The sequence below is a fragment of the uncultured Metabacillus sp. genome (genome assembly GCF_947503125.1).
GTDB lineage: Bacteria > Bacillota > Bacilli > Bacillales > Bacillaceae > Metabacillus.
In genome coordinates, this window is the sequence record NZ_CANNCR010000001.1 from 26074 (window position 1) to 44286 (window position 18213).

The 18213-nt window shown below is 36.5% G+C and carries 23 protein-coding genes and 1 pseudogene; 22 read left to right on the forward strand and 2 right to left on the reverse strand.

Translation table 11 applies throughout. From position 1 onward, the window contains the following. The first annotated feature begins 71 nt into the window (after positions 1-71). The 18 genes and pseudogenes from Q1B07_RS00120 (at position 72) to Q1B07_RS00205 (ending at position 12672) form a co-directional block, all read left to right on the forward strand. Entirely contained in the window at positions 72-308 is a 237-nt protein-coding gene (locus tag Q1B07_RS00120) for a YkuJ family protein (protein ID WP_299086733.1), read from the forward strand. Positions 309-741: 433 nt separating this feature from the next. Further along, the gene (locus Q1B07_RS00125) at positions 742-1260 is read left to right on the forward strand and encodes a ribonuclease H-like YkuK family protein (protein WP_299086734.1); all 519 of its coding nucleotides are present in this window, start codon (positions 742-744) and stop codon (positions 1258-1260) included. A 48-nt stretch (positions 1261-1308) separates the two neighbouring features. Continuing rightward, the gene (gene abbA / locus Q1B07_RS00130; RefSeq protein ID WP_299086736.1) at positions 1309-1497 is read left to right on the forward strand and encodes an antirepressor AbbA; all 189 of its coding nucleotides are present in this window, start codon (positions 1309-1311) and stop codon (positions 1495-1497) included. A 306-nt stretch (positions 1498-1803) separates the two neighbouring features. Beyond that, complete coding sequence (gene cbpB, locus Q1B07_RS00135) at positions 1804-2253, forward strand: cyclic-di-AMP-binding protein CbpB (RefSeq protein ID WP_299086738.1); 450 nt, start codon at positions 1804-1806, stop codon at positions 2251-2253. A gap of 146 nt (positions 2254-2399) precedes the next feature. Further along, positions 2400-3881, forward strand: a complete 1482-nt coding sequence (locus tag Q1B07_RS00140) for an MDR family MFS transporter (RefSeq protein WP_299087114.1) — start codon at positions 2400-2402, stop codon at positions 3879-3881. Between the two features lie 53 nt (positions 3882-3934). Continuing rightward, entirely contained in the window at positions 3935-4801 is an 867-nt protein-coding gene (locus Q1B07_RS00145) for a LysR family transcriptional regulator (RefSeq protein ID WP_299086740.1), read from the forward strand. An 81-nt stretch (positions 4802-4882) separates the two neighbouring features. Then, complete coding sequence (dapD, locus tag Q1B07_RS00150) at positions 4883-5593, forward strand: 2,3,4,5-tetrahydropyridine-2,6-dicarboxylate N-acetyltransferase (RefSeq protein WP_299086742.1); 711 nt, start codon at positions 4883-4885, stop codon at positions 5591-5593. Between the two features lie 144 nt (positions 5594-5737). Next, positions 5738-6871 (forward strand): N-acetyldiaminopimelate deacetylase, encoded by a 1134-nt coding sequence (locus Q1B07_RS00155; protein ID WP_299086745.1) that lies wholly within the window; start codon positions 5738-5740, stop codon positions 6869-6871. Between the two features lie 51 nt (positions 6872-6922). Next, positions 6923-7168, forward strand: a complete 246-nt coding sequence (locus Q1B07_RS00160; protein ID WP_299086747.1) for a YkuS family protein — start codon at positions 6923-6925, stop codon at positions 7166-7168. 322 nt (positions 7169-7490) lie between these two features. After that, positions 7491-8033 (forward strand): peroxiredoxin, encoded by a 543-nt coding sequence (locus Q1B07_RS00165; RefSeq protein ID WP_046511377.1) that lies wholly within the window; start codon positions 7491-7493, stop codon positions 8031-8033. A gap of 94 nt (positions 8034-8127) precedes the next feature. Beyond that, on the forward strand, positions 8128-8583 hold the full coding sequence (locus tag Q1B07_RS00170; RefSeq protein WP_299086750.1) for a TlpA disulfide reductase family protein: 456 nt from the start codon (positions 8128-8130) through the stop codon (positions 8581-8583). A 112-nt stretch (positions 8584-8695) separates the two neighbouring features. Further along, a complete protein-coding gene (locus tag Q1B07_RS00175) occupies positions 8696-9316 on the forward strand; it encodes a molybdenum cofactor guanylyltransferase (RefSeq protein WP_299086751.1) in 621 nt (206 codons plus the stop codon). A gap of 32 nt (positions 9317-9348) precedes the next feature. Next, complete coding sequence (gene glp / locus Q1B07_RS00180; RefSeq protein ID WP_299086752.1) at positions 9349-10629, forward strand: gephyrin-like molybdotransferase Glp; 1281 nt, start codon at positions 9349-9351, stop codon at positions 10627-10629. Beyond that, positions 10608-11120 carry a molybdopterin-guanine dinucleotide biosynthesis protein B gene (mobB, locus tag Q1B07_RS00185; protein ID WP_299086754.1) on the forward strand — a complete coding sequence of 171 codons (513 nt, stop codon included), beginning with the start codon at positions 10608-10610 and terminating at the stop codon, positions 11118-11120. The genes glp and mobB overlap by 22 nt, the downstream gene beginning before the upstream one ends. Then, positions 11113-11580, forward strand: a complete 468-nt coding sequence (locus tag Q1B07_RS00190) for a molybdenum cofactor biosynthesis protein MoaE (protein WP_299086757.1) — start codon at positions 11113-11115, stop codon at positions 11578-11580. The genes mobB and Q1B07_RS00190 overlap by 8 nt, the downstream gene beginning before the upstream one ends. After that, positions 11580-11813, forward strand: coding sequence for a molybdopterin converting factor subunit 1 (gene moaD / locus Q1B07_RS00195; RefSeq protein WP_299086758.1), 234 nt, complete (start codon positions 11580-11582; stop codon positions 11811-11813). Before Q1B07_RS00190 ends, moaD begins: the two co-directional genes overlap by 1 nt. An 18-nt stretch (positions 11814-11831) precedes the next feature. Further along, a pseudogene (locus Q1B07_RS00200) lies at positions 11832-12034 on the forward strand (molybdate ABC transporter permease subunit); the annotation flags it as partial. Positions 12035-12468: 434 nt separating this feature from the next. After that, complete coding sequence (locus Q1B07_RS00205; protein WP_046511360.1) at positions 12469-12672, forward strand: cold-shock protein; 204 nt, start codon at positions 12469-12471, stop codon at positions 12670-12672. 230 nt (positions 12673-12902) lie between these two features. On the opposite strand, the gene Q1B07_RS00210 is transcribed toward Q1B07_RS00205, so the two are convergent. Continuing rightward, positions 12903-13082 (reverse strand): H-type small acid-soluble spore protein, encoded by a 180-nt coding sequence (locus tag Q1B07_RS00210; protein WP_299086760.1) that lies wholly within the window; start codon positions 13080-13082, stop codon positions 12903-12905. Positions 13083-13262: 180 nt separating this feature from the next. Between Q1B07_RS00210 and Q1B07_RS00215 the strand changes: the two genes are divergently transcribed. Beyond that, positions 13263-14369, forward strand: a complete 1107-nt coding sequence (locus Q1B07_RS00215) for a phosphatidylglycerol lysyltransferase domain-containing protein (protein WP_299086762.1) — start codon at positions 13263-13265, stop codon at positions 14367-14369. 85 nt (positions 14370-14454) lie between these two features. Here Q1B07_RS00215 and Q1B07_RS00220 read toward each other — a convergent pair whose 3' ends face one another. Then, complete coding sequence (locus Q1B07_RS00220) at positions 14455-14742, reverse strand: DUF6509 family protein (protein WP_299086764.1); 288 nt, start codon at positions 14740-14742, stop codon at positions 14455-14457. Between the two features lie 424 nt (positions 14743-15166). Between Q1B07_RS00220 and Q1B07_RS00225 the strand changes: the two genes are divergently transcribed. Genes Q1B07_RS00225 through Q1B07_RS00235 form a run of 3 tightly spaced genes read left to right on the forward strand, consistent with a single transcriptional unit; the run spans position 15167 to position 18187 of the window. Then, positions 15167-16432, forward strand: coding sequence for an ammonium transporter (locus tag Q1B07_RS00225; protein ID WP_299086766.1), 1266 nt, complete (start codon positions 15167-15169; stop codon positions 16430-16432). A gap of 55 nt (positions 16433-16487) precedes the next feature. Next, positions 16488-17477 (forward strand): DUF294 nucleotidyltransferase-like domain-containing protein, encoded by a 990-nt coding sequence (locus Q1B07_RS00230; protein WP_299086768.1) that lies wholly within the window; start codon positions 16488-16490, stop codon positions 17475-17477. After that, entirely contained in the window at positions 17474-18187 is a 714-nt protein-coding gene (locus tag Q1B07_RS00235; RefSeq protein WP_299086770.1) for an exonuclease domain-containing protein, read from the forward strand. The genes Q1B07_RS00230 and Q1B07_RS00235 overlap by 4 nt, the downstream gene beginning before the upstream one ends. The last annotated feature ends 26 nt before the right edge of the window (positions 18188-18213 follow it).

Below are 18213 nucleotides of genomic sequence, written 5' to 3' on the forward strand. Positions count from 1 at the left end.
TGGTAGTGTAAAACAATATTAAATATAAGGAATCAGTTATACGTTAACTCTTCCGGAAGGGGGATCTCTTTTTGTCACAGCTATTAGGTATTATTACAAGATTGCAAAGTTTACAGGAAAATTCTGGATCAGGCGAGCCTTTACAACGTTTTTTTGAGGTTGAGGGAGAAAAGCGTTGCAGTGTGAAATACTTCGATAAAAGCAATACATTTGAATTAGAGGTATTTCAAAAAGGAGATAAACCCCAATCATACCAATTTGATAATATTGATATGATTGCTATGGAAATCTTCGACCTTCTGCAATAAGTGAAACTTTAGTTGTTATACTTAGCGTAGACTAGTTGGTAGTAGAAAAAAACATTTTGACTTATACGTAATGAACATTGCTGCCCATTATTTAGGGATTATAAAGGAGGCAATATGAGAAAAGAGCCTACTGTTATTTGCCCGTTTTGTCAAAATCAGCAACCACTATCAAAATCTTTAACAGCTCAATCAAATCAAAATGTTATCTTTACGTGCGCTCATTGTCTTGAAAAATTGCGAAACATTGAGACGAGTAAGGGAGAATAGCTATGCCTTTATAGGCATAGCTATTTTTTTTGAAAACTTTTGAAAGGTAACATTTTTATGAACATATTTTAAATGATATACGACATATAATTTATAAGGATATTTTTTGAAAACTATATTACAAAAATGAGCTGGAACAAAAGATATGTTGATGGGGAGATGTGACATGAACGAATCTTTTACCTTTTATAATATCTCAGAAAAGAAAATGTCATTCCAAACCGTGATAGAGCGTATAAAAAGGTTTATGTTAAAAGATCTGCGTACAGAGTATATACTCTCAATCGGTTCGGATTCACATGTTCATCAAAAAGAGACAAGATTTATTACAGCCATTCATCTTCATCGAAAAGGCAAAGGGGCATGGGGATGTTTAAAGGCACATAGTGTGAAACGCCCTATTTTAAGCGTACGTGAAAAAATATCCATCGAAACAGCATTAAGTCAAGAGGTGGCTTATTTTTTTCTCACCAAATATTTAAATGTGTTAACAGAATTGTTAATCCCTTTTGCAGATGAAGGAGCAAATTTACTATTTGAAATCCATCTAGATATCGGCCAAAAGGGCATGACAAAGGAATTAATTCAGGAAATGACAGGCAGAATTGAGGCGATGGGGGTTGAAGCGAAAATTAAACCAGAGTCCTATACGGCATTCAGTTATGCCAATCGATATACAAAATAAAAGGTAAATGCCTGCTTATTTTTATATGAATAAAACCAGGAGGAACGTATGAAAGCGACAATTGAAGGGCTTACTTCTGATGAGCAAAAATTACTTATCGAATTATTATTACGCCAACAATATGCTTTAGAAATTGTTTGCAGCGAGATTAATGATATTGAAGCAGGAATGAAAAGAACAGATGAAAAAACATATCAACAATTAATTGCCTTGTATGATCGATTAAGAGTCAGATAGTTATTTACATAGTAAATTAGGAAGTAAAATGATTTAGTCGGTATGTTGCTAAAAAAGGTAATAATGATACTCTTATTGGGTATCATTTTTTTGTCCCCTAATTAATGAAGAAAAAATAAAATATTGGGATTTTCTTTTATAATGATTTGTTTTTATAAGAAGGATTGCAAACAATATGGTATGATAGAATTGGTGATTTTTCCACCGCAATTCCAGCAGGAAATCCTATTAATGGAAGTCTCAATTTATGACCTCTTTAATTAGAAAGCGGCCTTAGACAATGTTTTTTAGAGAGGAAGAGCAACTATGATTCGTTTAGAAACCGGAGATTTAATGAATGCAACTATTCAAGAGTTAATGATTCCAGCAGATAAAGTGGCACATGTTCAAATCGGCAATAATCTAGAACATGCTTTGCTTGTTTTAACAAAAACAGGATATACAGCCATACCAGTATTAGACCCAACCTTTAAGCTGCATGGCTTAATAGGAATGAATTTAATAATGGATAAAATTTTTGGATTAAAGCGGATTGAATTTGAAAAATTAGAAAATATGAAGGTTGAAGAGGTTATGAATAAAGAAATACCAAGGTTGTACCTGGATGATCCTATCAAAAAGGGACTTGACCTTATTTTGAATCATCCTTTCGTATGTGTTCAAAATAAAGAAAATGTATTTGAAGGGATTTTTACAAGAAGAGCTATATTAAAACAATTAAAAAAGCGAATGAGAGGTTTGGAACAAGAACAATAACAATGAAACGATGTAGATGAGAGGGATAACTTCATTACATCGTTTTCTTTTTATTCAGATCGTTTGACAAATCATTAATACATATAGGCGGTGATGTTGGATTGGGACAAGCAATTATACAGAAACAGTCAATGGCACAAAAGGATATGTCAAAGAAAACCAATAGACCTTTTGTTTTAGTAACAGTTATGCTTGCGATGTTTATGGCTGCAATAGAAGCGACGATTGTGGCAACAGCCATGCCGGCGATTGTAACAGAATTAGGGGATTTTTCTTTATATAGCTGGGTTTTTTCATCTTATTTGTTAATGAATGCGGTAACGGTCTTGATTTACGGTAAGCTTTCAGATTTATTTGGTCGAAAACCCGTTCTTGCGATAGGAATCATTATCTTTTTGCTCGGATCAATAATATGTGGTTTAGCTTCATCAATGGAATGGCTTATTTTTGCGCGGTTTGTTCAAGGCTTTGGCGCAGGTGCGGTCATGCCGATTGCTTCGACGATTGTGGGGGATATTTATACAAAGGAAGAGCGGGCAAAAATACAAGGGTATTTATCAAGTGTATGGGGGATTTCTGCCATTTTGGGACCAGCGATTGGCGGGCTTCTAGTTGAGTTTGTTAGCTGGCGGTTTGTCTTTTGGATCAACATTCCCCTTGGTATCCTAGCAATAATTGGCTTATTTATGTTTCTTCATGAAAATATCGATAAAAAGAAGCCAAAAATTGATTATGGCGGAGCAATCCTGCTTACCTTATCAGTGACATCGTTTATGTTTATTTTAGTCGAAGGCGGTGTCCGCTGGGAGTGGCTCTCGATGCCAATCCTCTTATTGGGAGGTCTTTCGTTCCTTAGCTTTATCGCCTTTGTACTATATGAACGAAGAGTAGAGGAACCAATGATGCCTTTTGAGCTTTGGAATGAAAGATCGATTTTAATTGTCAATCTGACATCTTTAACAACTGGTGTGTTATTAATCGGGTTATCGACTTTTTTGCCGACATTTGTTCAAGGTGTTATGGAGGAAAAAGCAATTGTTGCCGGCTTTACATTAACAACCATGTCCATTGGCTGGCCAATCGCTGCAATGATATCTGGAAGAGCTATTTTAACAATCGGTTTTCGAACAACCTCTATTTTAGGAGGAGTAGCATTAGTTTGTGGGAGTATTGTTTTTATCATGTTATCTGCAAATGATAGTGCTCTTTTTGCTGCTGCCGGTTCATTTATCATTGGAATAGGGATGGGACTAACAACAACAGCCTTCATTGTTTCGATTCAAAGTACAGTAGATTGGAATAAGCGAGGTGTTGCAACAGCTACGAATATGTTTATGAGAAATGTAGGAAGTACAATTGGGGCCGCTCTGCTTGGAGGGATCTTAAACAGCCGGCTATTAAGTTATTTATCAAGCAAAGGTGTGAAGGAAGAGTTGAGTCTTGATTCTGCAACCACTTTACTTGAATCTTCAGAACGTACAAGCTTGTCAGCTGAGTCAAAAGGGCTCCTTCAGCAGGGACTGGAATTTGCTTTACATGATGTTTATTTTGTTGTTTTTGGTTTTGCATTATTAAGCTTTGCCTTTATTTTATTTCTACCAAAAAATGAAAAGGCTGATTCAAAATAATTCAGCCTTTAAACTTGTAAAGAAATGTATTTTTGAAAAGCAGGTGGATGGTTATGCAAATGTCAGAGCTCCGAATGCTGGTTGTCTTATCTGAGGAAATGAATATGAGGAAAGCGTCTGAACGACTATTTGTTTCCCAGCCAGCATTATCACAGCGCTTACAAACGATAGAAAAATCATGGGGCTTTCAAATTTTTATCCGTTCTCAAAAAGGATTAACGTTAACACCAGCAGGAGAAAAGGTTGTTTCCTTTGCCCGTGAGGTTGTCGAAAAAGAAGAACAGGTACGTGAGAAAATTTTAGAGCTCGAAGGAGAGGTTCATGGAACACTAAAGCTTGCAGTCGCGTCCATCATTGGTCAGCATTGGCTTCCTGAGGTTTTAAAAACCTATGTTAGAAAAAATCCACATGCTAAAATTTCACTTATTACTGGGTGGAGCAGTGAAATATTAAAAAGCATGTTTGAAGATCACGTCCATATCGGTATCATTCGAGGAAATCCTGATTGGAAGGGGGTTAAGGAACATCTGTTTTCAGATACCTTATATCTTGTGGATACGGAAATTAGTAAGGTTGAGGACGTACTGCATACAGAAAGACCTTTTATACAATTCAAAAGTGACTCCACGTATTATCAAGAAATTCAAGATTGGTGGCATCGGCAGTTTCAAACCTCGCCAAAGCGAACAATCGTTGTGGATCAAATCGAAACTTGTAAACAAATGGCATTCAATGGTATTGGCTATGCTATTTTACCCTCTGTTACGTTAAAGGAAGATGAGCAGGATATTTTTAAGGTCCCTCTTCTTGATGAAAATGGAAAACCAATTGAGAGAGATACGTGGCTATTAGGATATGAATCTTCGTTTGAATTAAAACAAGTAAAGGCATTTCTAGACATTGTAAAAGGACATAAATAAGTGAACATTTGCTTGTCAAGAATTAAATCCTTTGATACAGTAAAGAATGATTGTAAAATGAATCAAGGAGGAAACATACATATGAAAATGATGGATGCAAATGAGATTATTTCATTTATACAAAACAGTAAAAAATCTACACCTGTAAAGGTTTATTTAAAAGGAAATCTAGAAGGCATCAACTTTGGTGAATCAGCTCAAACCTTCATAACTGGCAATACTGGTGTCGTATTTGGAGAATGGGCTGAAATCCAGGATGCGCTTGAAACAAACAAAGACCATATTGAAGATTACGTTGTCGAAAATGATCGCCGAAATTCTGCGATTCCTCTGCTTGATCTAAAGGGAATTAAAGCACGTATTGAGCCAGGCGCAATCATTCGTGATCAAGTTGAAATTGGTGATAATGCCGTTATCATGATGGGTGCTTCTATTAATATTGGTGCTGTTATTGGTGAAGGTACAATGATTGATATGAATTGTGTACTTGGAGGTCGTGCGACTGTAGGTAAAAATTGCCATATCGGTGCTGGCACAGTTTTAGCAGGTGTTATCGAGCCCCCTTCTGCTAAACCTGTTGTTGTAGAAGATGATGTTGTTATTGGAGCAAATGTTGTTGTATTAGAAGGCGTTACAATTGGAAAAGGTGCGGTAGTTGGTGCCGGCGCAATTGTTACAAAGGATGTAGAGCCATATACAGTTGTTACAGGTGCTCCAGCCCGTAAAATTAAGGATATTGATGCCAAAACAAAATCAAAAACAGAAATCATGCAAGAGCTAAGACAATTATAGGATTAAAGAGAGGCTGTCTCAGGAAGGGGATAACCCACTAGGAAACAAGAATATATGGATTTGTTCATTATTTTAAATCCTATATTGTGTTTACAGGGGTGACTCTTTGATTTGAGTCAGCCTCTTTTGTATAGGGGTGATTAGATGATCAAAGAACAACTTAATCAAATTCGCCGGGACCTTCATCGAATACCTGAAATTGGTTTTCAGGAGTTTAAAACACAGCAATATTTATTAGGTGTATTAAGGCAATTACCGCAAGAGCGAATTGAGATTAAAACATGGAAAACAGGTATTTTTGCTTTAGTAAAGGGGACAAACCCTACAAAGATCATTGGCTACCGGGCTGATATCGATGGATTACCGATAACTGAGGAGACAAATTATGATTTTCAATCAGAGCATCCTGGTTATATGCATGCCTGTGGTCATGACTTTCATATGACAATAGCGTTAGGTATCCTTGGCCATTTTGTAGAACACTCTGTACAGGATGATATTTTGTTTTTATTTCAACCTGCAGAGGAAGGGCCAGGAGGAGCGGAACCAATGCTTAATAGCGATATAGCGAAGCAATGGAAACCTGATATCATAACAGCTCTTCATATTTCTCCAGAGCTGCCGGTTGGAACCATTGCAACAAAACCTGGATTGCTTTTTGCCAATACTTCTGAATTATTTATTGATTTAAAAGGAAAGGGCGGACATGCAGCATACCCTCATACGACAAATGATATGGTTGTTGCAGCATGTTCACTTATTACACAATTGCAAACTGTCGTAGCACGGAATGTCGATCCTCTTGACAGTGCTGTTATTACAATTGGAAAAATAACAGGAGGCACCGTGCAGAATATTATAGCGGAAAATGCTAGATTAGAAGGTACAATTCGAACCCTTTCTGTTCAATCAATGGATAAAGTGAAGGAAAGAATTGAGGCATTGGTTAAAGGGGTTGAGATTGGCTACTCATGTAAAGCGACTATTGATTATGGTTCGATGTATCATCAAGTCTTTAATGAAGAAGTCTTAACAGCAGAATTTATGGAATTTGCAGCTGCAAACACATCCGTTACCGTCCAAGAATGTAAGGAAGCAATGACTGGTGAGGATTTCGGATATATGGTCGATCAAATTCCCGGCTTTATGTTTTGGTTAGGCGTTGAATCATCATTCGGCCTGCATCATGCTAAACTAGAGCCTAGTGAAGATGCAATCCATGTCGCTGTTGATTTGATGACAAAGTATATCACATTCAAGGCTAATCAAAATAATTAAAGTATATTTTTTCCTCCCATGTACACAATACATGTAGGAGGTGGATAAACAATGCCAAAAATCGGTGTAGAACAATCATTATCTGACGTATCATCTGCTTTACAGGAAAAAGGCTATGAGGTTGTCCAATTAAAAAATGAAAATGATGCACAAGGCTGTGACTGCTGTGTGGTTACAGGACAAGATTCAAACGTAATGGGGATTAGTAATGTTGTAACTGCAGGCTCTGTTATCGAAGCGAGCGGAATGACAGCAGAAGAAATTTGCCAGCAAGTTGAAAGCAAAATAAATCGATAAAATTCGTTAAAAGAAAGGCTGTCTAAAATGGTCTGTCCCTAACAAACAACAAGATACGAACCTTCTTACGTATTAGCTTCTTGTATAGGGCTGATCCATTTGTTATGAGACAGCCTTTTCTTTTTGTTTTGAGTAAATAAGTTGAATTTCAAATTTTTTACACAATAAACAAAAGGATATTTTAAAATCATTATCACCTACATTGACTAAAAAGGATGCTTGTCCTATAATGTTCACTGTATTAGACATATAAATATTGGTTGAGAAGCATAAATTTTTCTCAATTAGTAAACCTAACAAAACTTATTTGGAGGGATACATAATGGCAGAACGTATGGTAGGAAAACAAGCACCACGATTTGAAATGGAAGCAGTTTTAGCAAACAAAGAGTTTGGAAAAGTAAGTCTAGAAGAAAACATGAAGAATGATAAATGGACAGTTCTTTTCTTCTATCCAATGGACTTTACATTCGTATGTCCAACAGAAATCACTGCATTGTCAGATCGTTATGATGAATTCGAAGATTTAGATGCAGAAGTAATCGGTGTTTCTACTGATACCATTCATACACACTTAGCATGGATTAAAACAGATCGCAAAGACAACGGCTTAGGCGATTTAAAATATCCATTAGCTGCTGATACAAATCATGTTGTTTCCCGTGAATATGGTGTTTTAATTGAAGAAGAGGGTATTGCACTTCGTGGATTATTCATCATTAATCCAGAAGGTGAATTACAATATTCTGTCGTAAACCACAACAACATTGGCCGTGACGTAGATGAAACACTTCGTGTGCTTCAAGCACTTCAAACTGGCGGACTTTGCCCAGCAAACTGGAAGCCAGGCCAAGCTACATTATAATTTCTTTAAAAAACACATTGATAAAAGAGAGGCTGACAAAAATAAGAATGTCAGCCCCTTTTTTAATCTGTTCATTTAACATGGAGGGATAGAGATGAAATTACGTGAGCCAATGCCGGAGCTTACTGGTGCAACCGAATGGTTAAATGGTGAGGTAACGAAAGAACAATTAATTGGTGAGAAGCCAACGCTTATTCATTTCTGGTCAATCAGCTGCCACTTATGTAAGGAAGCGATGCCGCAAGTTAACGAATTCCGTGATAAATTTAAAGATAAATTAAATGTTGTAGCAGTTCATATGCCGCGTTCAGAAGATGATTTAAAACTTGATGAGATCAAAAAGGTTGCTGGAGAGCATGATATTAGCCAGCCAATCTTCGTTGATAATGAGCATAAATTAACAGACTCTTTTGAAAATCAATATGTGCCTGCTTACTATGTTTTTGATAAAGAAGGTAAGCTTCGCCACTTCCAAGCTGGCGGAAGCGGGATGAAAATGCTTGAAAAACGCGTGAATCGTGTTTTAGCTGAACTTGAAAACGCTGAATAATGACTATAAAGTCGGTTGCCACAACATGGTAACTGACTTTTTTTGCAGATAATGCATATAAGAATATTCCTTTCTCCGATTCACGTTAAAATATTAAAAAGGGGGCTATGCAGTGAAAGAAACGATAGGTGTGTTATTAGCTGGGGGGGAGTCCCGTCGATTTGGCCATCATAAGGCATTTGCGAGTTATCAAGGGAAATTCTTTTGGGAGCATTCCTTTTCCGTATTAAAAGCTGTATCAGATAAGCAAATAATCATTAGTCATCCCAATATAGCTGGAAAATTAAAGGATGCAGTTCTCTGTCCTGTATTACTTGATGAACCTGATGTTAAAGGAAAAGGGCCAATGGCAGGAATGATTACGGCAATGAATCATGTTCAGGCAGAATGGTATGTGTTTTTAGCATGTGACATACCTTTAATCACTAATCAGGCTGTTTTAAGGTTGCTACATTTTCGACAGCAAGACATTAAGGCAATTATACCTAAAATAAACGGAAGGCTTCAGCCGTTAACAGGGGTTTATCACCATTCGATATATTCACTTATGAAAGAGCAGTTAGAGAATCATGAGTATAGAATTATTTCACTTCTTGAAAAAATTGAGGTATTATATGTAACTGAAAAAAATTTGCAGGTTGATCCAAGCATTTTTCGTAATGTAAACTCACAAGAGGATTATACAGAACTACATACAAATGGTAAAATATCAGAATCAAATAATAATAGTTGATGAATTGATCAATGATAGACCGGAGTGATGAAATGGTAGAAAAAAGAAAGCCATTGGCTGTAAGCGAAGCAATACATAAGGTATTACGTTACTCTGTAAAAGGTGAGAGTGAATCTGTGTCTTTAATAGAAAGCCATGGGAGATTTTTAGCTGAGGACTTAATTGCTGATCATCCAGTACCACCTTTTGATCGCTCACCATATGACGGATTTGCGGTTCGATCAGTTGATACCATATATGCAAGTTCAGATCAACCAGCAGTTTTTGAAGTAATTGATGAGATTGGTGCTGGAGATGTTAGTATGTTCACACTTGGTGAAATGCAGGCAGCACGAATTATGACAGGTGCCCAAATTCCAAGTGGCTGTGATGCGATTGTTATGCTAGAGTTAACGAAAGAATTTCAAAAAAATGGAAAAAAATTCATGTCTATCAAAAGGCCTTTCAAAAAAGGAGATAATATTTCCTTTAAAGGGGAGGATACACCAAAAGGCAGTGTTTTAGTGAAAAAAGGGTCATTTATTACTCCTGGTACTATTGCCTTGCTTGCAACCTTTGGGTATAAAACGGTTTCGGTTGTTAAAAAACCGCGGATCGGGATTATTGCGACAGGCAGTGAACTGCTCGATGTTGATGAACCTTTAAAGCCTGGTAAAATTAGAAATAGTAACTCTTATATGATTGAGGCACAAGCTGGAAGAAGCGGAGCTGAGCCTATTTTTTTAGGCAAACTACTAGATGACCTTGAGGAATGCTATGCTGCAATCAAAAAAGCATTAGAGAATGTTGACTTTTTAATAACTACTGGTGGTGTTTCTGTTGGAGATTTTGATTATTTGCCAGAAATCTACAGTCGTTTAGGTGCTAATGTATTGTTTAATAAAGTAGCTATGCGTCCGGGCAGTGTCACAACGGTTGCAGAGCTTAATGGGAAATTATTATTTGGGCTTTCCGGCAATCCATCTGCTTGTTATGTCGGCTTTGAACTATTTGTAAGACCGATTATTCGCACCTTTTTATTCTCTGATCGTGTTCATCTGCAAAGAGTAACGGCAAGCTTGGAAAAAGACTTTTTAAAACCAAATCCTTTCACAAGGTTTGTTCGGGGGAAAATTAATTTTTCCGATGGGAAAATTCTTGCCTTACCTGTAGGATTAGATAAATCAAATGTTGTGACATCACTTGCTGATGCCAACGCACTTATCGTATTGCCTGGTGGAACAAGAGGTTTTCAGAAAGGTGATCATGTTGACGTATTGCTAATAGACGATCAAGTGGGAAGTGAATCCTCATGGGCAAAGTCCTTCAAGTAGTCGGTTATCAAAATAGCGGAAAAACAACATTTGTTGCAGATTATATCAAAATGGCTGTTGAGCAAGGTTTAAAAGTGGGGACAATTAAGCATCACGGCCATCCAGGGGCAATTGATATAAGTGACCACAAAAAGGATACAGGGAAGCATCGACAAGCGGGTGCTTATGTTTCTGTAGTAGAGGGCAATGGCTCAGTTATTTTGACTTCAGAACAAGCCTCTTTATCCCTCGTCCAATTGCTATCCTTATATAGCCAGTTTCAATTAGATGTGATTGTTGTTGAAGGGTATAAGGCAGCTGGTTATCCAAAAGTAGTATTAATAAGGTCGCTTGATGATATAAAAATATTAGAAGATGTAGTAAATGTCAGCTGTGTGATATCGAGGGTTGCTCTACCCGAGAGCATTACAGAAGAATATAGATGTTTCACAAATTATTTCGAAGGTATTAAGTGGCTTCTAACAAATAAAGTAGGTGAAATAATTGACTAAACCATTGTTTGAAATAGTTAAGGATCCTATTTCAATTGAAGAAATAACGGATAAAGTGATTCGCCGTGAAGCTGGGGCGGTTACCACTTTTATCGGAACTGTAAGGGAATTTACTCATGGAAAGCGAACATTGTCATTAGAATACCAAGCATATGAACAAATGGCCGTAAAAAAGCTGGAGCAGATTGGTGATGAAATAAAGGAGAGGTGGAGTGATGCAAAGGTAGCCATTACACATCGAATCGGTAAATTAACAATTTCGGAAATTGCTGTTGTCATTGCTGTTTCAACTCCACATCGTAAGGATGCGTACGAAGCAAATGAATATGCCATTGAGCGGATAAAACAAATTGTACCGATATGGAAAAAAGAGATTTGGGAAGATGGCGAATCATGGATAGGTGATCAATTAGAAAAAACACCTTATCCAAAAGGAAAGCCGGAAAAGGGGTTGTTGTGATGATTAAGATCTTGTTATTTGCCCATTTACAAGAGAAGATTGGAGAGGAGAGCATTTCTTTCGATATTCCGAGCATCACTGTGAAAGAATTAAAGGAGCTTGTAGGTACTAGGTTTGAACTTGGCACTTTAGAGCATATCATGATTGCGGTAAATGAAGAATATGCCCTAGATGAAGACCTTGTGCAATCAGGTGATGTAGTGGCTTTTATTCCACCTGTTAGTGGTGGTTAATGTTATGAAAGGTAAGAGAGGGCTTTAGGGGAATTTTGAGCCAAGTCACCTTTATCATTGCTGGAAACATTCCTGGAAAAACACAAACTGTTTCAACTGCTATTTTCGTTGCGGTTGATAGTAGAAATATGAAGCTGGCCTGGCTGTGGGTTTGTTCGATTATTGTCATTTCAGCTAGACTATTTTTCTTTGTTCAATTGTTTAATAAAGATACGAATTGATGTAAAATTCATATTAATTTGTACATTTACAAATAATGTGTTTAATTTGACAATACCTTACAAATCGGTTAAAGTAATAGAGTGCTTTTTATAGAATTTCACCTTGGTGGTGCTGTGTGAATGATGAAAGACTTTGAATTACATGCATCGTGTAATAGTAAAAGAGGACGTTTGATCACAATTCACACTGGCACGGTCTAGGAGCCGTAAGGACGAAAGAGAGGCAGGGCTTTCGTTGTTTTGAGATAATGCAATTTCTTTAATAATAATAAATTGATCAAATGATTGTTTATTTAAAAGACCAAATATGGAGCTATATAATTCACATATTATCGAGATTATCTACTCCTTTTTTGATAGTCTCTATAATATGTGAATTTTTATTTACCAAGTAAATACAAGTAACATATTAAAAAATCTTTGGAGGTTCTCTCATGAAAACAACTGGTACAGTAAAATGGTTTAACTCAGAAAAAGGTTTCGGATTTATCGAAGTTGCAGAAGGAAACGATGTATTCGTTCACTTCAGCGCTATCGCTGGTGAAGGATTCAAAACGTTAGAAGAAGGACAAAAAGTTGAATTCAACATAGTTGAAGGCAACCGCGGACCTCAAGCTGAAGACGTTGTTAAATTATAATAAGCATAAAAAGGGCTGACGTTTTATTATAAACGTCAGCCTTTTTTATGATATCAGAATTTATATATTTTCTTAACATAGCTTGAGTTTCTGAATCTAGCTCCAGGCGCCATCGGCTCGAGGTCATAAGTCAAACAGGAATTGAAGGTAAAGTACACCTTCTATTCCTGTTCGCCTTATGCTTGTCGCCGATAGGCAGGCGCCTTGCGCTTTTTTTATGAAGAATTCTGTTATTTCTCAATTAAGCTCTCAACTGGAACATCTTTTTCTGCTTGCGGGTTATTTAGCGGGTAAATTCTTGCTGTTCCTTGCTCTTCATTTACTGATTGTATATATATACCTTCACCTTGATAGAGAACATTCATCATTTCTCCCATTTGTGATATTTCTTTTGCGCGGTTTATATTCATTTCTTTTTCTTCCTTTCATCCTTAAAATGTGAGTATACGCCTTTACCATATCCATTTTAAAAATAACTATTCAAAGAAAGGAATGAAAAATAGAATAATTAGGAATCGAAAAGATATTTTTTCATTCTGTTTATTATGGTATCTTGTATAAAGGAAAGTGAAATAAGGGGGATCAGGTATTTGTTAAATCTCATGTATTTAATTTTTCTATTTTTCTTTATTTGTTGGTTCATCTGGAATGTCCCGAAACGTTCAGGAGAAACACCGTTCGATGAATCATTTGTCCGATCATTTATTAAAAGATATGGCGGGAATTCGTTATCACATCTTCTATTTTTGCAGGATAAACAAATTTATATGGCGCAAAATGATTCTGTGATGATTTCCTATAGACAAAAAGGAAATAAACTTTTTGTTCTAGGTGATCCAATTGGAGAAGAGTTGTGTTTTGAAGCTGGTCTGGATGAATTCATTGATTATGCCAGTCGCATGCGAGCAATACCTGTTTTTTACCAAGCTAGTGAAAGGTTCCTACCATTTTTACAAGAGCGCGGCTATCGTTTCTTCAAAGTTGGTGAGGAAGCAAGGGTTTGTTTGGATCATTTCAAGATAGAAGGCAAGAAATCTGCAAAAATTCGGACAACAAGAAACAAGTTTTTAAGAGAGGGATATCAATTTTCCGTCATCTATCCTCCGTTTAGTACTGAACTGATTGAAGAACTTAAAGCGGTTTCTGACGAATGGTTAGCAGAACGATATGAAAAAAGCTTTTCGGTCAGCTCCTTTCATGAAGATTATATTACCCTTTTTCCCGTTTCGATTTTAAGAAGTCCACAGGGGAAGTTAGTTGCCTTTGCGAGCTTGCCTTCTGATTATAAAGCGGATGAGTCAATAAGCATTGATTTAATGAGGTATACAAAGGCTGGTTCTTCTGGAGCAATGGATATGGTTTTTCTTTCGACAATAATGTGGGCAAAGGAAAAGGGATTTTCATCCTGCAGCTTAGGAATGTCGCCATTATCAAATGTAGGAACTGAGGAAGGGGCGCCTATTCCGGAGAAAATAGCAAGGTATGTCTTTTTGAATGGCTGTAAATATTATAATTTTAAAGGATTGCGCAGATATAAAGCTAAATTTGCCACTGATTGGATGCCGCGTTATCTCGTTTATAAGAAATCATTTTTGTTGATTTTAATTATTCACTTAATGGCAATGGTAAGAAAACAGCCTAGACTAAAACGAAACTCATTTGTTAGAAAGCTAATTCGTGTTAAAAAAGCGGTGTAAGAGTGGAAAAGGGTCAGATCCTAACCAAATCCTCTAAACTAGAAGATTTGGATCTAGGATTTGACCCTTTTTGATAAGAATGCTTTCATATACTTTCAACAAGCTGCCTGCAATAGCTCGTTACTTCCTTTATTTCATCGTCCAATAATGCATAGTCTAAAACAAGCTCGGTTGTTTTTTCGATAAAATGATATTGCGCAATTTTAGCTTGTTCACCTTCAACTGCAAAGATGAGATTTAGGACAATTCCGTTTTCACTATAAAGTACATCTTCTTCATCAATATCCAAAGTAAGGATTATTTCATACCGTTCACCTGTAAGAATACCGAATGGATCTTCCAATTTTTCGATTTTAGATTCAATAATTTTCATACTTTATGTAACCTCTTTTCTATTTTCAACAAGGATTAACTCAATGTATATTATAGCCTTTTAAAGGAACCAAGCCAAATATGAGTTCTTTCAGGATGGATGTAAGCTTTATCTGGAATGTCCTTTGCGTTATAAAAGACAGTGATCTGGAGTTTAAAGTGAATTGAATTGAATATAACCCTATCATAGTTATAATTTACTGAGCATCTTACGTGTGAGATGTTCTTTTTGTCTATTTAATCCCTTTTTTTGTAAGATGCATAGCAAAAAAACGAAAGTTTGTTAGATTTTCTAACGTTGAATTTTCAGAAACCTTCGAAAATAGGTTGACACTTAAAGATAATCGTATAAAATAGTAAATAAGAACGAGATGTTATATTTTCTTACATCTAAAGTTAGTAAATCGCACAAGGGAGGAAATACAATGGACACGATGTTTTTAATGAACAGCTTGTGGGTCATGCTAGGAGCAATTTTAGTTATTTTTATGTTAGGTGGATTTATACTACTTGAGGCCGGTTCAACAAGAATGAAAAACGCAGGTCATATTGCGGGTAAAACAATTTTTACATTCGGTTTGGCATCATTGGTTTTCTGGGCAGTAGGGTATGGATTTATTTTTGGTGATAATGGAAACTTTTTTGTTGGCTTATCCGATTTCTTCTATTCTGGTTATCAAGTAGAAGATATGGGCTTAGCAACATCTGTATTTTTTGTCTTCCAATTAGCCTTTGCAGGAATTTCTATCACAATTGCTTTAGGTGGATTTGCAGAACGGGCGAAGCTTTCTGTTTACCTTGTTTTTACTGTATTATTTTCAGCACTTATTTATCCGGTTATTGCACATTGGATTTGGGGAGGCGGCTGGTTAGCTGAACATGGAAAGCAAGATTTTGCTGGCTCTACAGTTGTTCATTTAACAGGCGCGATGGCAGCATTTGCCGCAACAATTTTGTTGAAGCCGCGTATTGGCAAATATAATAAAGATGGTTCTGCCAATAATATACAAGGACATAACCAAGTATTTACGGCTTTAGGTGTGTTAATTTTATGGATTGGCTGGTTCGGTTTTAATGCAGGAAGTACTGTAGCGGTCGATGACGGATTTTTTGGATTTGTAGCTTTAAATACGAATTTAGCAGCAGGTGCAGGAGCTGTTTCAGCCCTTATTATTTCTTGGATCGTATTGGGTAAATCAGATATTCCGACAATGTTGAATGGAGCTTTAGCAGGTTTAGTAGCCATTACTGCATCTTGTGCATTCGTTGATACATGGGCAGCGGTTGTCATTGGTTTAATAGCTGGGATCCTCGTTTTCTATAGTGCTAGATTCTTTGAAAAGAGAAAAATCGATGATCCAATTTTCGCATTATCAGTTCACGGAGTAGCGGGTGTATGGGGAACATTATCGACAGGATTTTTTGCAACACCGGAACTCGCTACTGTAGGCTTGCCAGGACTATTTTACGGTGGCGGATTTACACAGCTTGGCGTACAATTTATGGGAGTAGCAGTTTCTGGAGCATACGCATTCGTTGTATCATTTATCATTTTAGCAATCTCGAAAAAGCTGATGAATGGATTGCGTGTAACAGAAGAAGAAGAAATCATGGGCTTGGATATAAGTGAACATGGTAGCTATGGTTATCCTGAATTATTTGTAACGAAAGATCAAAATGTCGGTTCATAAACAGGAAGCTTGGTTTACCTCGTTTCATTTTAAAAATGTTGAGGGAGTGTCTCTCATGCATAGGGAGTTTGATTCATATGAATCAATTAAAAAATGGAAAGACGATCATATTCATAAATTTGAATTTGACACAAAACAATTAAACGATTTCCATGATGAGATGATGAGGAGTGCTAGTAAGTTAGCACTCTTTCATCTTGAGAAAAACATTGGTTTACCTCCTTGTAACTATACTTGGTTTATTACTGGAAGCGGCGGCAGGATCGAACAAGGAATTATAAGCGATCAAGACCATGGTCTGATCTATGAAGAAGACACTGAACAGGCTGGCTTTTATTTTAAAAAGCTAGGAGAAGAGCTTTCAAAAGGTCTTCATGCCATTGGTTATCCTTATTGTGAAGGAAAGATCATGAGCTCTAACCCGCTTTGGTGTCAATCGTTTGCAAATTGGAAACAGCAACTTTTTAATTGGATGGAAGAACAAACATGGGAATCCATTCGTTACTTGCAAATTTTTTACGATTCTCGCAGCCTTGTTGGAGAAAAAAACTATGTGGATGAGCTTAAACAGTCGATATTTTTATATCAAAAGGAACATCATAAGCTTCTTCAGCGATTTTTAGATAATGTTCAGCATATTAAGCATTCAGTAGGGCTTTTGGGCCAGCTTTATGTTGAAACCGGAGGTAAGTATGAGGGCTGTATTGATATAAAAAAAGCAGCTTTTTTGCCATATGTAAATGCAGTTAGACTTTTGGCGATTAAAGAGGGGGTGGTTGAGACGTCGACCATAGAACGAATACACCGCCTTTGTGAAAATAAAACCTATCGCAATGAACTTCTTCAGTATCAGCAAAATTTTGAAAAGCTTCTTGATTATCGGCTTTTAGTATTTGCAAATGCTGAATCCTATGATGATATTCATTATCTTAATATTAGGAAATTGTCTAAACTTGAACGAAAAGAAATTAAAAACATATTGAAAGCCGGCAAAAAACTCCATCAATATGTTCAAGGGATAATCGAAAAAGGGTGTTATGAATGACATTTGACCCATTTTTTTTTATGAAAGGCATTCAAGGAAAGCTTGGTGGTTCACAAAGTGGACAAAGTCAACAGCAGGTTGCGTTTTTAAGGCAATTGCAACGTGAAATGAGAGTAGAGGAAACACTAAATATACCGCTGTCTGACTTAAATGTTATTGTTTTTGATATAGAAACAACTGGTTTTTATCCCGAGCAAGGAGATCAAATTATTTCAATCGGAGCTATCAAGGTGAAGGGTGATAAAATAAACGAGAATGAAACATTTTATTCACTAGTCAGAACAGATAAGCTGCTTACCGATGAAATTAGTCAACTGACAGGTTTATATGACACTCAATTACAGCAGGCTCCACCATTATCAGAAGTCCTTTTTCAATTTTTTCAGTTTACACAAGACTATACACTCGTCGCCCACCATGCAAACCATGAGAAAGTATTCTTACAGCATGCATCATGGAAGTTATATCGTGCACCATTTAAGCATCGATTAGTTGATATGTCCTTCTTATATCGCATTGCTGAACCAGAGGTAAAGTTAATTACGCTTGAAGAATGCTGTGAGCATAATGGAATCCCGATTATTGGCAGACATCATGCGCTGCAAGACGCGAAATTAACTGCTCAACTTTGGAGCATTTATGTCAATAAGCTTTATCAAAAAGGCTGTGAATCACTGAAAGATTTATATGAACAGTTAACGAAAGTATGATAAGTATTAATAAATATGAAGATCAA

Bases quoted from the DNA above. Each gene is read 5' to 3' on its own strand.
- Q1B07_RS00125 (WP_299086734.1), top strand. From the start codon at position 742: ATGAACGAATCTTTTACCTTTTATAATATCTCAGAAAAGAAAATGTCA.
- abbA (WP_299086736.1), top strand. From the start codon at position 1,309: ATGAAAGCGACAATTGAAGGGCTTACTTCTGATGAGCAAAAATTACTT.
- cbpB (WP_299086738.1), top strand. From the start codon at position 1,804: ATGATTCGTTTAGAAACCGGAGATTTAATGAATGCAACTATTCAAGAG.
- Q1B07_RS00140 (WP_299087114.1), top strand. From the start codon at position 2,400: ATGTCAAAGAAAACCAATAGACCTTTTGTTTTAGTAACAGTTATGCTT.
- Q1B07_RS00145 (WP_299086740.1), top strand. From the start codon at position 3,935: ATGCAAATGTCAGAGCTCCGAATGCTGGTTGTCTTATCTGAGGAAATG.
- dapD (WP_299086742.1), top strand. From the start codon at position 4,883: ATGAAAATGATGGATGCAAATGAGATTATTTCATTTATACAAAACAGT.
- Q1B07_RS00155 (WP_299086745.1), top strand. From the start codon at position 5,738: ATGATCAAAGAACAACTTAATCAAATTCGCCGGGACCTTCATCGAATA.
- Q1B07_RS00160 (WP_299086747.1), top strand. From the start codon at position 6,923: ATGCCAAAAATCGGTGTAGAACAATCATTATCTGACGTATCATCTGCT.
- Q1B07_RS00165 (WP_046511377.1), top strand. From the start codon at position 7,491: ATGGCAGAACGTATGGTAGGAAAACAAGCACCACGATTTGAAATGGAA.
- Q1B07_RS00170 (WP_299086750.1), top strand. From the start codon at position 8,128: ATGAAATTACGTGAGCCAATGCCGGAGCTTACTGGTGCAACCGAATGG.
- glp (WP_299086752.1), top strand. From the start codon at position 9,349: ATGGTAGAAAAAAGAAAGCCATTGGCTGTAAGCGAAGCAATACATAAG.
- mobB (WP_299086754.1), top strand. From the start codon at position 10,608: ATGGGCAAAGTCCTTCAAGTAGTCGGTTATCAAAATAGCGGAAAAACA.
- moaD (WP_299086758.1), top strand. From the start codon at position 11,580: ATGATTAAGATCTTGTTATTTGCCCATTTACAAGAGAAGATTGGAGAG.
- Q1B07_RS00205 (WP_046511360.1), top strand. From the start codon at position 12,469: ATGAAAACAACTGGTACAGTAAAATGGTTTAACTCAGAAAAAGGTTTC.
- Q1B07_RS00210 (WP_299086760.1), bottom strand. From the start codon at position 13,082: ATGAATATAAACCGCGCAAAAGAAATATCACAAATGGGAGAAATGATG.
- Q1B07_RS00220 (WP_299086764.1), bottom strand. From the start codon at position 14,742: ATGAAAATTATTGAATCTAAAATCGAAAAATTGGAAGATCCATTCGGT.
- Q1B07_RS00225 (WP_299086766.1), top strand. From the start codon at position 15,167: ATGGACACGATGTTTTTAATGAACAGCTTGTGGGTCATGCTAGGAGCA.
- Q1B07_RS00230 (WP_299086768.1), top strand. From the start codon at position 16,488: ATGCATAGGGAGTTTGATTCATATGAATCAATTAAAAAATGGAAAGAC.
- Q1B07_RS00235 (WP_299086770.1), top strand. From the start codon at position 17,474: ATGACATTTGACCCATTTTTTTTTATGAAAGGCATTCAAGGAAAGCTT.